General features: G+C 36.4%; 15 protein-coding genes. 2 read left to right on the top strand and 13 right to left on the bottom strand.

Features of this window, described 5'->3' with window-relative positions:
- Positions 1-35: 35 nt before the first annotated feature.
- The 12 genes from MHI57_RS02480 to MHI57_RS02425 all read right to left on the bottom strand — a co-directional run bounded on the left by MHI57_RS02480 (position 36) and on the right by MHI57_RS02425 (position 13,333).
- Positions 36-2,141 (bottom strand): acetate--CoA ligase family protein, encoded by a 2,106-nt coding sequence (locus MHI57_RS02480; protein WP_340974774.1) that lies wholly within the window; start codon positions 2,139-2,141, stop codon positions 36-38.
- Between the two features lie 15 nt (positions 2,142-2,156).
- The gene (locus MHI57_RS02475) at positions 2,157-3,461 is read right to left on the bottom strand and encodes a TRAP transporter large permease (RefSeq protein WP_095373364.1); all 1,305 of its coding nucleotides are present in this window, start codon (positions 3,459-3,461) and stop codon (positions 2,157-2,159) included.
- Positions 3,451-3,966 carry a TRAP transporter small permease gene (locus MHI57_RS02470; RefSeq protein ID WP_340974770.1) on the bottom strand — a complete coding sequence of 172 codons (516 nt, stop codon included), beginning with the start codon at positions 3,964-3,966 and terminating at the stop codon, positions 3,451-3,453. The genes MHI57_RS02475 and MHI57_RS02470 overlap by 11 nt, the downstream gene beginning before the upstream one ends.
- A gap of 22 nt (positions 3,967-3,988) precedes the next feature.
- Entirely contained in the window at positions 3,989-5,050 is a 1,062-nt protein-coding gene (locus MHI57_RS02465; RefSeq protein WP_233435258.1) for a TRAP transporter substrate-binding protein, read from the bottom strand.
- 27 nt (positions 5,051-5,077) lie between these two features.
- Positions 5,078-6,292, bottom strand: coding sequence for a CaiB/BaiF CoA transferase family protein (locus tag MHI57_RS02460; RefSeq protein WP_340974767.1), 1,215 nt, complete (start codon positions 6,290-6,292; stop codon positions 5,078-5,080).
- Between the two features lie 3 nt (positions 6,293-6,295).
- The gene (locus MHI57_RS02455; RefSeq protein WP_340974765.1) at positions 6,296-7,510 is read right to left on the bottom strand and encodes an acyl-CoA dehydrogenase family protein; all 1,215 of its coding nucleotides are present in this window, start codon (positions 7,508-7,510) and stop codon (positions 6,296-6,298) included.
- Between the two features lie 163 nt (positions 7,511-7,673).
- The gene (locus tag MHI57_RS02450) at positions 7,674-8,240 is read right to left on the bottom strand and encodes a Fe-S-containing hydro-lyase (protein ID WP_095373370.1); all 567 of its coding nucleotides are present in this window, start codon (positions 8,238-8,240) and stop codon (positions 7,674-7,676) included.
- Positions 8,241-8,251: 11 nt separating this feature from the next.
- Positions 8,252-9,097 carry a fumarate hydratase gene (locus MHI57_RS02445; RefSeq protein ID WP_340974763.1) on the bottom strand — a complete coding sequence of 282 codons (846 nt, stop codon included), beginning with the start codon at positions 9,095-9,097 and terminating at the stop codon, positions 8,252-8,254.
- Between the two features lie 2 nt (positions 9,098-9,099).
- Positions 9,100-10,461 carry an MmgE/PrpD family protein gene (locus MHI57_RS02440; RefSeq protein WP_340974761.1) on the bottom strand — a complete coding sequence of 454 codons (1,362 nt, stop codon included), beginning with the start codon at positions 10,459-10,461 and terminating at the stop codon, positions 9,100-9,102.
- A 91-nt stretch (positions 10,462-10,552) separates the two neighbouring features.
- Positions 10,553-11,218: a GntR family transcriptional regulator gene (locus tag MHI57_RS02435; RefSeq protein WP_095373373.1), complete on the bottom strand. Its 666-nt coding sequence runs from the start codon at positions 11,216-11,218 to the stop codon at positions 10,553-10,555.
- Between the two features lie 169 nt (positions 11,219-11,387).
- Positions 11,388-12,245 (bottom strand): HpcH/HpaI aldolase/citrate lyase family protein, encoded by an 858-nt coding sequence (locus MHI57_RS02430; protein ID WP_340978519.1) that lies wholly within the window; start codon positions 12,243-12,245, stop codon positions 11,388-11,390.
- Positions 12,246-12,268: 23 nt separating this feature from the next.
- Positions 12,269-13,333, bottom strand: coding sequence for a tartrate dehydrogenase (locus MHI57_RS02425; protein ID WP_340974758.1), 1,065 nt, complete (start codon positions 13,331-13,333; stop codon positions 12,269-12,271).
- A gap of 257 nt (positions 13,334-13,590) precedes the next feature.
- Between MHI57_RS02425 and MHI57_RS02420 the strand changes: the two genes are divergently transcribed.
- Together MHI57_RS02420 and MHI57_RS02415 are read left to right on the top strand one after the other, a co-directional pair.
- A complete protein-coding gene (locus MHI57_RS02420) occupies positions 13,591-14,313 on the top strand; it encodes an ABC transporter ATP-binding protein (RefSeq protein ID WP_340974756.1) in 723 nt (240 codons plus the stop codon).
- The gene (locus tag MHI57_RS02415; protein WP_095373377.1) at positions 14,310-15,077 is read left to right on the top strand and encodes an ABC transporter permease; all 768 of its coding nucleotides are present in this window, start codon (positions 14,310-14,312) and stop codon (positions 15,075-15,077) included. Before MHI57_RS02420 ends, MHI57_RS02415 begins: the two co-directional genes overlap by 4 nt.
- A 76-nt stretch (positions 15,078-15,153) precedes the next feature.
- On the opposite strand, the gene MHI57_RS02410 is transcribed toward MHI57_RS02415, so the two are convergent.
- Entirely contained in the window at positions 15,154-15,429 is a 276-nt protein-coding gene (locus MHI57_RS02410; protein ID WP_095373378.1) for a hypothetical protein, read from the bottom strand.
- Positions 15,430-15,495 lie beyond the last annotated feature (66 nt).

Below are 15,495 nucleotides of genomic sequence, written 5' to 3'. Positions count from 1 at the left end.
CTCTGCACTTTGTCTCATTAATAAGGGTAAGTGAATCAACTATATATCTCTGCTTGTTTTTTCCCAACAATGACGGCGTCAACCGCGGTAACACCATTACCTTCTTTATGGACAAGGATCGGATTAAATTCCATTTCTCTCCATTCCCCTTGATGAGATAAACAAAATTCGGATAAAGTTTGTATCGTTAATGCCAATGCTTTTATATCTGACTTAGGTTTTCCCCTCACTCCATTTAGAAGTGGAAATGCCTTAATAGAAGCAATCATTTGTAACGCTTGGCTCTCTGTAATTGGTGCAGGCAAGAAAACAACATCCTCAAGCACTTCCGTAAATACCCCACCGATACCAAACATGATTGTCGGTCCAAATGTAGGGTCGTTAATTGCTCCAATAATCACCTCAATTCCCTCATCTGCCATTTCTTCAATCATCATCCCTTCGATAAGATGTTCGATATGATGATGCTTTATCCTATTAATCATCCCTTCATAAAATTGCAGTAACTCTTGTTGACTGTTGATGTTTGTTTGAACCAACTGATAGTCTGATTTATGAGTGATCTCCTTCGAAACTCCTTTTAAGACAAGAGGAAAAGGAAGACTATGCTCATGCAGACCTTCTTGATTACGAACAAAAGAACCTTTAGGCACTTTTATACCAATCGATTGTAATAGTTGCTTTCCTTCCCATTCATTTAGTTTTTCATTTACGATCATGGGTGTCTGCTTACGAATTTCTTTTCTCGTTTGATCGTAAGCTTGCTTTTCTGCCGTATAGTAATTTACGACATGTGCTAGGGCATTAATGGTCCGTGTTGGTGTAGGAATCCAAGGAATACTTTTTTCCTTAAAGACTGCCTTTTTTGTTTCTTCCTGTATTCCAGACCAACAAACAACAACGGGCTTATTAGCTTGTTTAATCAACTTACTGAGTTTGTCGATAATAGGTGTAAATAAATGATCCGTCATTTGAATATAAAGCACGATGGTTTGCACTTCAATTGCTTCAACTAGCACAGATAGAGTATCAAGTATTTGTTGAGGATTTTGATTCACTTGTGCCGTCATATCAACTGGGTTTTTAATAGAAGCAAAAGCTGGAAGAGTTTGTGATAATCTCTCTTTCGTTTCTGCTTTTAAAGTGGCAAGTTTCATTCCTTTACGTTCACATTGGTCAGCCATCATTATGCCTGCACCACCTGATTGTGTGACGATAACCGCCCCTCCGTCTTTAGAGATATTTTTAGCATAATGAAACAGTGATAATGTATCAATTAATTCTTCCTCATCATCAACAAGAACCACATTGTTTGCAGCAAAATAAGATTGATAAATCTTCGCATTACCTGCTAATGATGCAGTATGCGAACTAGCCGCATCCGCCCCGATAACTGACGTACCAACTTTCATTAATACTATTGGTTTATTATTTTCATGACTAGCCTTTATTGCACGATTCATTTTAGTTATATTTCTTGCTCCCTCTAAATATCCACCAATGACTTTTATGTCAGGACTTTTAGCAAAATAATCAATATACTCAAAGAAATCAACCGTGCTTTCATTTCCGCTAGATACAAAAGCTTGAAATCCGATACCCATTTCAGTTGCTAATGTATGAGTTAAAGAACCCATTGCTCCGCTTTGTGTAACAAATGCAATCGCTGCAGCATCACATGCTTTTAAACTGGAAAAGGAAGCAATCATCTGCTTATTTAAGTTAAATAACCCGAGAGAATTTGGACCGCAAATCGGCAAATGGTTTCCTTTTGAATACTCCCTTATCTCTTCCTCTAACTTCGCTCCTTCTCCACCTATTTCTGTAAATCCAGAACTAAAAATCAAAATACTTTTTACCTTCTTCGCATGTAATTGTTTAATAATAGATAATACACTTTTAGCAGCTACACAAATCAATGCTAAGTCAATATATTCAGGTAGTTCTTCTATCTTCTGATAGCATGGAAAACCTAATATCTCTTCATATTTTGGATTTACAAGATAAACTTCACCTTGATAGCCTACCTCTTTTAAATTCGCTATTGGTTTATAGCTGATTTTCGTTTTGTCTCCACTAGCTCCTATAATAGCTACTGCGTTTGGTTCTAACATTGGTTTAAGGTCGTCACTCGTAAACATATTTTCACCTTCCTCTTAATACATATTTTTAGGTAGAAACAGAGCAATATCAGGAAAAAGATAAAGAATAATAATTAATAGGAAAATGGGAATTAAAAATAAACTTGTTCCTTTAAAAATTTGTTCTAAAGTAAGGTCTGGGGCTGATCCTCTTAGCACAAAACAATTCATCCCAACAGGAGGTGTGATCATTGCCATTTCCATCACCAAAACAATAATGACACCGAACCAAATTAAATTCATATCCATCGCTAGAATGATCGGTAGAATAATCGGTAATGTAACAACAACCATAGCAAGAGCATCCATTACCATTCCTAATAAAATGTACATAAGAATAATAAGCACAAATAATAGAAAAGGGGGAACTGAGATAGATTCGAAAATATCCGCTAATAGAAAAGGCAATCTTGTAATTGTTAAGAAGTAATTTAAGATAAATGCCATAATAATTATGGCAAATAAAAATCCTGTTGTTTTTAAAGTAGCAGATAATGCTTTAACAAATGACTGAATCGTTAATTTCCTTCTGATTAATGCAAAAATAAACGTAAAGAATGCCCCAATCCCTGCTGCTTCAGTTGGGTTAAACCATCCGATATACATACCCCCAATCACAATGCCAAATAACAAAATAATCCATATTGTAGATTTCAATGCGATGAAACGATCCTTCCATTTCACCTCTGTATGAATCATCGGTGCTAATTCTGGCTTTAAAGATACAACTACATAAACGGTGATCATATATAAAATGATAAGAATAATCCCCGGTATAATGCCCGCAACTAAAAGCTGTCCGATAGATTGTTCAGTCATCATCCCATATAGAATAAACAATGTACTCGGTGGAATGAGCACACCCAATGTTCCTCCTGCGACAATCGTTCCTCCGGTTAATGATTTGTTATAACCAGCCTTTAGCATTTCCTTCGATGCAATGACACCCATTGTGGCAGTATTTGCTAGGCTTGAACCTGAAGCGGCCGCAAAAACAGCAGAAGATGCAATTGTCGCCATCCCAAGTCCACCTCTTAATCTACTAAGCCAAAGTCTGAAAGTATTAAAGAGCTCTGTACTAATTCCACAGATAAATAATAGTTCTCCCATTAGAACAAACATAGGGATAGTGCTTAACGTATAACTAAAACTATGATCCCATGTCACTGTTTCAACAACTGTGGCTAATGCCGTCCAACCTTTCAAATAAAAGATTCCTAGTACAGCTGGTACGACCATTGCGATTGCAATGGGTACTTTAAAAAACATTAAAACAAACATGATCAAAATAACGATAACACCAAACCATTCAACCGGCATGTTCATCACCTCCTATATTTTCATGATTTAATGAAAGGATGAGCTTGAGCATTCTTAGAAAAGCCTCAGCTCCCCACATGAGAAAACCGATTGTAATGATATAATCAAAGGGGTAAAAAGGAATTTCTAAAAGAGTTGTAGATATAGGCATTGTTAGTTGATGAAAGATCCCGACATGAAGATAAATATAGGCAATGAGGATGGTAATAATAAATGTAAGAAATGCGCCAAATATCTCTAATACGCGTTGCCACTTATATGAAAGTCTGCTTGTAATAATATCTATTGTAATATGTCCGTTAACTTGTTCTGTATAAGCCAAACCACACATGATTAGCACTACCATACCTAACTGAACAATTTCGATATCACCAATAATAGGTGAAAATAACATCCGACTACACACAGCAAAGGTAATAAATATCATCATCAGTGTCATCGTTGCTAACGCAATATATTTTGTTATTGCAGTTAAAAAGTGTATGACTTCTTCAAGCTTTCTCATGCATTCCACCGCCTTAACTGTTTTAATTTTCAAATGGTAAAGGGTAATCTTCTTCACGGAGAATTTCAAAAAAAGCTTCTACCATTTCATCTCCATCAAATCCACGTTTATTTGCATCTTCTATCCATAACTCCCAAGCACCTTTACCTGCTTCACGGTACTTAATGTCTTCTTCTGTTGAAAGTTTAATATATTCGCCTCTTTTTTCAACTGCTTTTTCTAGCTGCTCATTAGAAGCAGCTAACTCTGTAACATAACTCTTTGTAAACATTTCTGATAATGCAGGATTCAATTCTTCTGTAAATAATTTTTGTAAATCTGGTGGGAGCTGATCATAGAAGTTTTTATTCATTACAGGAATGAGTGGGTTTACGAGTACTGACATTTGTGTAATATAAGGGGCAGGTTCATAATACCTTACTGCTTCACCGCCAATAGGTGTATAAAATGCGGTATCAATCATCCCCTTTTCTAATCCTTCGTATATGCCTTCAGATGTGATCGATACGGGTGTTCCTCCTAATGATTGAATAAAGGCATTTTCGCCTTTTCCGCTCATTCTCATTTTTTTATTCTGTAAATCTTCCATTGTGTGAATAGGAGTTGTAGAAAATAAATCATAGGCATCTGTTGAGGTTGGTGGCATAAGGATGACATTATCTAACCCTTTGTCTGCAAATCGATCTTCGAATTTACTTAAAACCTTGTTTGCCTCAACAGGTCCTTGTAATGCAAAAGGTAAACTACCGATTGTATAAGGAAAAAAAGGTGTATCATAAAAATAGTTCGTTACGAGAAGACTCACATCATAGAGCCCTCCTTTTATATCTTGGTAAACGGAGCTAGACTTTCCTAAGGCACTCCCATGATAAATATTGACTTTAACTCTTCCATTCGTCTTTTCTTCCACCATCTTTTTCCATGGCTCCCACGCATTATAAGCATAGTGATGTGTAGATGGCTGCCAATTATTTATATCCATCACATACACTTCATCGGAAGCGCTTTCATTAGATGTCTGTTGACTACAGCCATTTAATAAAATACATACAAAAAATAAAGTCAATAGAAGAACCTTTTTCATTGGAAACACCTCCATTATTGTTCATAATCACATTTTCCGCTCGGCTAACGAACCAATAACTCCCTCTTTTCTCAATTGATCAATCTCTAATTTTTGATACCCTAATGCATGTAGAAGTTCTTCTGTATGCTGTCCTAAAATAGGTGGCCCTGCTTTTGTTTTAACATTTAGGGTAGAATTTTTAAGTGGACTTTTCACCAATTTAATATGTCCAAGCTTTACATGGGAAACTTCTTCTACAACCTCTCTCGCCTCAACTTGAGGATGTTGAAAAACTTGTTCGATATTATTTACTGGTCCAGCTGGAACACCTACTTGTGATAATTGAGTGAACCATTCATCTGCCGTTTTGGTTATCATCATATCTGCGATTCTATTTGTTAACACTTCACGGTTAGTTACTCTAGCTTGATTCGTTTTAAACCTCTCGTCCCCAATCCATTCTTCACGATCTAAAACAACGCAAAAATTCGCAAATAATTTATCATTACCACAACAAACCATTAATGGACGGTCACTGCATTTAAATACTTGATAAGGAACAATATAACTATGATCATTGCCAACTCTTGTTGAAACTGTACCTGCATTTAAATAACTACTTGCTACATTGGCAAGTGCACTTAATTGTACTTCAAATAGGGATAGATCAATAGATTGTTCCTTTCCTGTTTGATCTCTTTGTCTTAAAGCTGCGAGAATCGCTATTGTTACATATTGTGACGTCATAATATCGACTAGTGGAAGTCCCACTCTTGTTGCGTCTCCCTCTGGAAGTCCAGTAACATCCATTAGACCACCTATCGCTTGCATAACAGGATCAAATCCCGGTTCCCCTTTATACGGTCCCGTTTGCCCATATCCGGTAACCGAACATAATATAATATCTTTTTTTACCTTTTTAAGTTGTTGTAGGTCGAGACCTAACTTTTTCAAAGTACCTGTTTTAAAGTTTTCTAAGACAATATCTGCCTCTTGTACGAGCTTTAAAAAGATATCCTTCCCTTTTTGGTTTTTCAAATCCAACTCTACTGATTTTTTATTACGATTAGCGGTAAAATAATACGTACTTTCTCCACCTATGAAAGGGACCCAATCTCTCATACTATCAGTACCATTCGGTGCCTCTATTCTGATGACATCAGCACCTAAATCTGCTAGTATCATTGAACCCCCAGGTCCTGCATAAACACGAGATAAATCCAATACTTTTACGCCTTCAAGTGGTTGCCTATCACTCATCGACTACACCCTCACCTTTTTAATATCACTACTTAAAGAATACTTTCTTTCGATATGATGACGATTAGCATCCTTTTCCCCTAAGGCATCATTAGCAATCAGTATACGTTGTATATTTGCCGACCCTTCACCAAAGTGAAGCATATTCGCATAGTTTACATACTTCATAATCGGATATTCATCTGCTATACCATTGCCACCAAATATCTCTAACGCACTTCTTGCAGCTTTGGTAGCTACTTCTGAAGCAAAATATTTTGCGTATGCACTTTGTCTAGTCGCCGCTTCGCCTTTATCTTTTAAGTAAGCGCTTTTATACGTAAGCAATCTTGCAGCCTCTGTTTCTACTACCATATCCGCAATCAAATGTTGAATCATTTGATATTGACCAATTGGTACACCACTCACTTCTCGTTCGTTTGCATAAGATATCGACTCATCAATACAACCTTGAGCAATACCAACCAATCGTGAAGAAACAGTTAAGCGTCCATAATCAAGCGCGTTCATCGCAATTTTAAAGCCTTCTCCCTCTTTACCTAATAATTGACTTTTGGAGATTCGATAATCCTCTAAAAATACTTCACAGCTTCTTGTCATATATCCTAGAGAACTGATTTCGATTGGTTTTGCATAAAACCCTGGTACATTAGTCTCAATAATAAATGCAGAAATGCCATTATGACCAGCTTCTGGATTTGTTCTCGCAAACAACACACCTACATCTGCCTCGTTAGCAAAAGTAATCCACATTTTTGATCCATTCAGCACGTACTCATCACCATCTAAAACAGCCGTTGTCTTCATTGCTCCAGCAGGGTCTGAGCCACCACCAGATTCAGTAAGAGCGAACATACCAATTTTCTCTGCCTTTATTAGAGAAGGGACATATTTTTCAATTTGCTGCTTATTTCCCCAATTTAAGATTGTAAAAGGGCAGGTCATTGCTTGCATATTAAAGGCATAACCTAACGATGGATGTGCTTTCGATATTTCTTCAGCAATGATAGCTAAATTAAGAAAACCTAATTCAGACCCACCATATCGCTCAGGAAAACAAGCACCAAAAAAACCTAGATTGCCCATTTTTTCAAAAATATCTTTCGGGAATAATTGATTTTTCTCATAATATTTAATATGAGGTGACACTTCTTTTCGGACAAACTCCTTTACCATTTGTAAGACTTGTTGGTTTTCATTTGTGTATTCGAACTCCATCTATCCCCACCACCTAATTAGAATTTTCTGAATTTATTAATTATACTATTATATATATTAATAATATTCAATATTTTATTAATAAAACAGATAATTTATTTGGGATAATGGATACAATTGATAGACATATGAGACTTTGTCCTTTAAAAATAGTAATTAATAATTATAGAGTTGATCTTTTTTGTTGAAACTTCTCTCTTGCTTGTATATACCAGTCATTACCTAAAGAATCGATAATAACTGTAACTGGAAAATTTTCTACTGTGAGCTTGTATACTGCCTCCGGACCTAACTCAGGAAATGCCACAACCTCAGCCTCTCTAATAGCCGTAGAAAGAAGTGCGCCGGTGCCCCCTATTGCTGCTAAATAAACGGCTTTGTTTCTTTTTATACTTTCCTTTACTTCTTCATTTCGATATCCTTTTCCAATCATTCCTTTTAAGCCATGCTCTAATAATAATGGTGTATATTTATCCATTCTACTACTAGTAGTTGGACCAGCGGAGCCAATCACTTGGTCAGGTTTTGCTGGGGTCGGACCAACGTAATAAATAAAAGCATTTTCTACCGTGAATGGAACCGTTTCTTGTTGAGATAAAAGATCATAAATTTTTTTATGGGCTGCGTCTCTTGCTGTATATATTAAGCCTGATAATTCGACTTGCTGTCCTGCCCTTAATGTTTCCAACTCTTCTGGTTTTAAGGGTAAAGTTAACTGCTTTTTTTCCAATTCTATCAGCCTCACATTCTCAATTCTTTATGTCTTGACGCATGACAATTTAAATTAACAGCCACAGGAAGTGCAGCGATATGACATGGTTCTAACTCGATTTTTACATCTATGGCAGTTGTATCGCCACCTAAGCCTTGAGGACCAATCCCCATTTCATTTATGTTCTTCATTAAATCTTTTTCTAATTGGGCAACTATTGGAGCCTGATGATGTTGACCAATCGGTCTAAACAATGATTTTTTAGCTAAATAAGCGCAGCGTTCAAAATTCCCACCAATTCCAATTCCAACAACTAAAGGTGGACAAGCATTAGGTCCTGCATTTTCAACGGTTGTTAAGATGAACTCTTTTACGCCTTCGATACCATCTGCTGGGGTTAACATTTTAAGTGCACTCATATTCTCACTCCCTCCCCCTTTTGCCGACATATGGATAACGAGTTGATCTCCGGCTTTCATTTCAATATGAATAATGGCAGGGCTGTTATATGTTGCAGACTTATCTCTTGTCAGGGGATTATTGACGATAGAATGCCGTAAATACCCGTCTTTATATCCTTTCATTACACCTTCATTAATGGCACTTGTAATTGTCCCACCTTTAATCAAACAGTCTTGACCTAATTCAACTATAAAAACGGAAACACCTGTATCCTGACACATAGGCACACGGTTTTCTGTAGCGATATTTGCATTTTCAATTAAATCTAACAGGATATCTTTCCCAATTGGTGACCTTTCTGTTTCTACCGCTTGTCGAAAAGCAGAAATAACGTCTTCGCCAAGGGCAAAGTTCGCTTCCTGACAAAGCTTCGCTACTTTTTCCACTATATGGTCATAAGCAATCACTTTCATCATCAAGCCTCATTTCCATTTACAATTGGGCTATTTGCCAGTAGCCAATCCTTTATTTTTAAATTTTCAATATTGTATATTTCATCTACTCTATGATCTACATCTGTGATCTTATGAGCCACTAATGACTGGAACTTCTCAACCATTTGTTTTTTACTGGCAGGATTCTCTGGCTCTCCTTTTGGAAATTCAGTCGCGAAACTATAACTTTCTTTATTCCTTAAGACAATAGTTACCTTAGCACCCCATTGTTCTGGATAGGCATCCGTAAAATCCTTTGATGATGCTACTCGTACTTTATTCATCATTTCTCTAATTTCACTATTATTTAATGTTCTTTCATTAAAGTCTTGTAGAAAAGCGCTGCCTTTAAGAGCAATTAAGCTAACACAGAATTGTACACTAAATTTTGCTGCATAAATGGAACGGGGTTTGGGATTATCCGTTATATCTAATACCGTTTGATAGGTTTCTATGAGGATTTTTTCAATTTTAGTAGAGTCTATTGAATGTTTGTTCATCAATGTATGCACACAATCCATACTCGGATGGGTATGACGACAGGAAGCATAAAGCTTAAAACCATTTTCCATTATTTTAAACTGCTCACCGAGTCCTTCAATAATCTTTTGTTCGTTGTACGAATCACTCATTGCCTTGAAAAAACCACGATCACCTTCTAATATCTTTGAGGCACCTGTAAAGCCTTTTTTAGCAAGGAGTGCTGCAAGTACACCATTATAGGATGCCTTTGCAGTATGAAGCTGTTTTGAATTGGCTCCATCTTCAATAAATTCCCATAACCCCGCTGCCTGTGTCCCTGCATTTCCCAAAGCATGAACGATTTGTTGTTTATTAAGCCCTAATAACTTCGCTGCTGCAGCTGCTGCTCCGAAAGTGCCACATGTTGCGGTATTATGCCAATAATAATAATGACTAGGGGTAACCGCTTCACCGATACGATAACAAACTTCATAGCCGATGACGATACTCGTAATTAATTCTTCTATTGATAAGTCATACGCTTCACACACAGATAAAGCAGCAGGAATCACAACTGTTGCTGCATGAATAATCGATCCTTTATGAATATCATCTAACTCCACTATATGGCTAGCAGCACTATGAATCATGGCAGCATTTGCAAGAGAAGTCCTTTCACCGGAAATAAGGGTTGCCTGTTCATTCCCTCCCATTTCAAATAACGTCTCTTTTAATGCAACCACTGGTGGTTCATCTATTCCTGCTATTGCAGAACCGTACCAATCTAAAATACATACTTTCGTAAACTCAATCACATCTTTTGGTAAATCTTGATAGTTTATATTAACTATATATTCTGAAATTTTTTCCGTTAAAGCCATTGTCCATTCTTCCTTCCTTCGTTAAAGTAAACGTTTGCAAAAGATAAGGCAGCTCTGAAAAATTCGTGCTGCCTTCCTGATGAATCAATATTTATTTCATTCTTTCATTTTTTAAACTGTGAATAAGTGATTCACCTGTTCTTAAAATATGATGAGACAAAATCTCACCTGCATGCTCAAATCTTTTCTCTCTTATCGCTTTGATAATCTCCCGATGCTCTTCATTTGATGTAGCCGTCTGACCTGTAATAAAATGTGGTGTTTGTTGTGGTAGCCCATTCCATAGTGTGTCAATAAAACCATTTAATCTCTCCCAATGGCAGTGCTTTAATAATAATTGATGGAATTCTATATTTCTTTCAATAAATTCATCTACATCTTCACTATCTTCCATCAAATGTACAAGATCTATTAATCTCGTGATTTCAGTATCTGTAAGCAGCTTTGCACTTTGGATAAAAGCCATCTTCTCTAACTGTGCTCTTAAGGTGTACACCTCTTGTAAATCTGATAAATGAATCGTTTTAACAATAGCTCCTTTATGTGGTACTAGGGTAATTAAGCCTTCAGATTCTAATTTTCTCAATGCTTCTCTAATCGGCATTCTACTGACACCAAGTTTTTCTGCTAAATCTGATTGTTTTAATCGTTCACCAGGTTTAAACTGACCTTTTATAATTGCTTCTCGGAGAACGTTACATACTTTTAAATGCAGTGTATCGCGATTATCTAATTTCAAATCAACATCAATCGTCAATGATCACTCACCCTTTACTCCCTTTTAAAACAGGATACAAAATCCAATTAAAATTGTCTATACTTTTCTGAAATTTATTTAAAGAGTAGTAAAACTAAGTGTTCGCCGAAAAGGGGTCAGCTAATACTAGCGTATCAAACATTTTACAGTTTACAATATGAAAGTGTCATCACCTTGATTCATTACACTCACTATTTATCTGTAGTAATTTCTTAGCCTGTTTATAAACGGGATAATCCACTAAACGCCCATTCACATTAATTGATGCTTTTCCCTCCTTCTCAGCGTCTTCAAACAGTCTAATCACTTCTTTCGCTTCATGAATACGGTTGTTATTCTCTTGATGATACACATCATTGATTCGTACGACTTGCTTTGGATGAATCGCTAATTTACCAGCAAAGCCTATTTTCCGGCCATGGGTTGTTTCTTTAATGAGATCATTGCTATTCTCTAAATGAAGGAACACAGAATCAATAGGGGGTAGTATTTTAGCTGCTGCTGAAGCGTTTACTAATTGTGAACGTGCGTATAATAACTCTTCCCTCCCCTCTCCTACCTCAATATTTGTATCTAAACAATAATCAACCGCACCAAAAGCCAGTCTTTCAACGGTTTCTGTTGCAGTGGCAATGTCAAATGAATAATGTATCCCTTTTGCCGTTTCGATTAAGGGAATAAGAGCTATCAATTCATCTGCCAAATAAGTTGCTATCTCCTTTATCATGTTTTTATCTTCTGCTTTTGGGATAAATAGTCCCCGTGGCTTACATACTTTAACTAATTGGAGATCATGATAAAAATACGGACTTTCACTATCATTAATCCTAATATATACCCTTTGCCTATCCCATTCATTAAGTTCACTCATATAACCAGAGACCTTCTCTCTGGCTACATGCTTTTTGGAATGGGCAACAGAATCCTCTAAGTCTAGTATGATGGCCGATTGATTAATTGTTAAAGCCTTATTTACCATCTTGGTAGAAATCGCAGGTACGAATAAAAAACTAAACATTTGATTCATCAAATATGCTCAACCTCCTACATTCAGCCAATATTATTTTGTAATTGAAGACAAATTTTATTTGTCACTTCATCAGTCGTAGCATTTCCGCCAATATCTCTCGTCTTTATCCCTGCATCAGTAACTTCTTCCATTGCTCGTAAGACCTCTCTAGCTAGTGCGATTTCACCTAAATGATCTAACATTAACGCAGCCGTCCATATTTGCCCGATTGGATTGGCTATTCCTTTACCATAAATATCTGGCGCTGAACCATGTACAGGCTCAAACATGGACGGATATTTCCCATTTATATTGATGTTTCCTGCAGGTGCTATACCAATACTCCCCATAATCGCTCCACCAATATCAGTTAAAATATCTCCAAAAAGATTACTAGCAACGATCACATCGAAATCGCTCGGTTTGGTAACAAAAAAAGCAGCTAGTGCATCAATATGCACAGATGATGTACGCACTCCTGTATAGCGCTTACTCACATCATTAAACACTTCATCCCAAAATGGCATCGAATGGACAATACCGTTAGATTTCGTAGCTGAAGTGACATGACCCTTACGAAGAACAGCTTGCTTAAACGCATAATCCATTACTCTTTCCGTTGCTTTTCTCGTAAAAATGGCGTTTTGGATAGCGATTTCGTCTGTTTCTTTATGTATTCTCCCACCAGATTCACTATACTCGCCCTCACTATTTTCACGTACAACTAGAAAATTAAATGCCCCTGGATCAACGAGAGGGGAGGTTAGCCCTTTGAATAATTTGGCTGGCCGGATATTAATGGTCTGCTCAAATTCTCTCCTAATGTGAATCAGTAACCCCCATAATGAAATATGATCGGGAACTTTGTTCGGATCTCCTACTGCCCCTAAAAAAATCGCATCAAAATTCTTTAGTCGCTCTAGACCGTCATCACTCATCATTTTGCCATGTTTGAGATAATAGTCGCACCCCCATGGAAGTTCAGTTGTCTCTAATTGAATACCACCATGTAAAGTCGCTGCTGTTTGGAGCACTTTTACGGCAGAAGGTACAACCTCTTTCCCGATACCATCACCAGGAATCACTGCTAATTCATATCTTTTCATCATTTTTACCTCCTCTATGTTGTCATTGTTATATATTTTCTTTTCTTTACTTCCTTTAATAAATCCTTTTCTTTTTTCAAATATTAAGTGAAGTCTTTATACTAAGTAACCGTTAGAGCGCTTTATTTTAAAAAACATCAAGTTATTTCTGCGGCATTTTAAGCAAGAATGTTTTAAATATCTAACCAATCTCATCCTTTAGGATATACTAAGATTGTACATAAAGATTTATCATAAATTTAAAAGGGTGGTTATATTTGCATACAGCAATTTCATTTCAAAATGTACATTATCACACTGATTCATTATCAATTATTAAAGACATAACTGGTACTATTTCATCGGGGAATATAACGACCGTTGTCGGTCCATCAGGCTCGGGCAAATCTACACTATTTCATTTATGTAATGGGATGAAATCAGCCTCATCTGGAGACATTTTCATTCATGGTGAGGATATTTTGACCATTACACCAACAGTTTTACGTCGTAATGTAGGAATAGTTCTGCAAAAAGCCATTATGATAGACGGGGATGTCTATGATAATTTATCGTTGCCACTAACCCTCAATGGAGAAAAATTGTCAAAAGAAAAGGCGATTGAAATGCTTAATTTGATTGGATTGAATGAAGAATTTCTTCACCGCAAAGCAACAGACCTTTCTGGAGGGCAACAACAAAGGGTGTCTATCGCACGGACATTATTGAATGAACCAGTAATATTATTGTTAGACGAAGTTACATCAGCCCTTGACCAAACTTCACAAAGGGAAGTTGAGCAACTAATTACATCCATTAATCAAAAGAGGAAAACAACCATTGTTTGGATTACTCATAATCTTGATCAAGCACTACGCATAGGGGATGAGACGTGGGTAATTATAGATGGCAAACTAGCGGCACATGGAAAAAGTTCTGAAATTGTTTCATCCTCTAATGATAAGGTCAAGCAGTTTTTTGAAGGTGGTGAGGAAAAATGACTTTTTTCCAATTATCTCTGACATTAATATTTGTTCTTATTCCTATTCTCTTATCTAAAACATTCAAGCTAGGTCTTGAAAAGGATGTCTTGATTGCGACCATTCGCTCAATCATCCAACTTCTTGCGGTAGGTTACGTGTTGCAATTCGTTTTTGATTCAGAAAGCTTTTTCTATATCTTTTTAATGATTATTCTCATTATTACTGCTGCCGTACATAATGCAAGAAAAAAAGGTGTGATGATTAAAGGCATTACATGGAAACTAATTCTTACATACTGCTTTATTGAAGTGTTGACCCAAAGTGTCCTTATTAGTCTTAAAATTATTCCAGCAACTGCGCAATATATGATACCCATTAGTGGAATGATTATTGGTAATGCGATGGTATTATCAATATTATTTCTTAATCGATTTACCGCGGAAATTGAAAACAGAACAGGAGAAGTAGAACTTTTTCTATCATTGGGGGGTACACCGAAACAAGCCATTCATCGCCAGTTAATGACTAGTATTCGCGCAAGTACAATACCAACAATTGAGAGTCAAAAAACGATTGGTCTTGTACAACTACCTGGGATGATGAGTGGACAAATAATTGCAGGCGCTGATCCTGTTCAGGCTGTCATGTTTCAATTGTTGATTCTATTTATGTTGCTTTCATCTGCTGTTATTACGAGTATTATACTTGGATTCCTCTCCTATCCAACAATGTTTAATGAAAGGATGCAATTTGTGACTCATACGCCAAGTAAATCGGAATGATATCCTTTATAAAACGCGGACAAATGGAAATTTGTTCGTGTTTTTTTCGTTTTAATAAACTCTATGCCCTTTTGAATTATTTTTTATTTCTAAAATAAAGCAATGATGTTTTAAGGGAAGCGTAACTACCAATAGCCCCATAACCATAAAAATAACCCATAAAGACCCCTGCAATGAGATCACCTCTATGACTAATAAAAATCGATACAATTAACCCAATAAGTATAGCCACTGTTGGTACAAAAGGTTTACTAATCCCTAGAAAATATTTTAACATTTGCGTAAAGATAATCACGATGGGAATGGCGATCATAGCATCCCAAAAATTTGTATGTATGACAGGAAATTCCATACCTTATTGCTCCTTTCAATATTTAAACCAACAACATTGTTCTTTCTATTATTCTTCATCATTGCT

It is taken from the genome of Cytobacillus sp. FSL K6-0129 (assembly GCF_038007625.1).
GTDB classification, from domain to species: domain Bacteria; phylum Bacillota; class Bacilli; order Bacillales; family Cytobacillaceae; genus Cytobacillus; species Cytobacillus kochii.
This window is presented reverse-complemented; position numbering and strand designations above follow the sequence as displayed.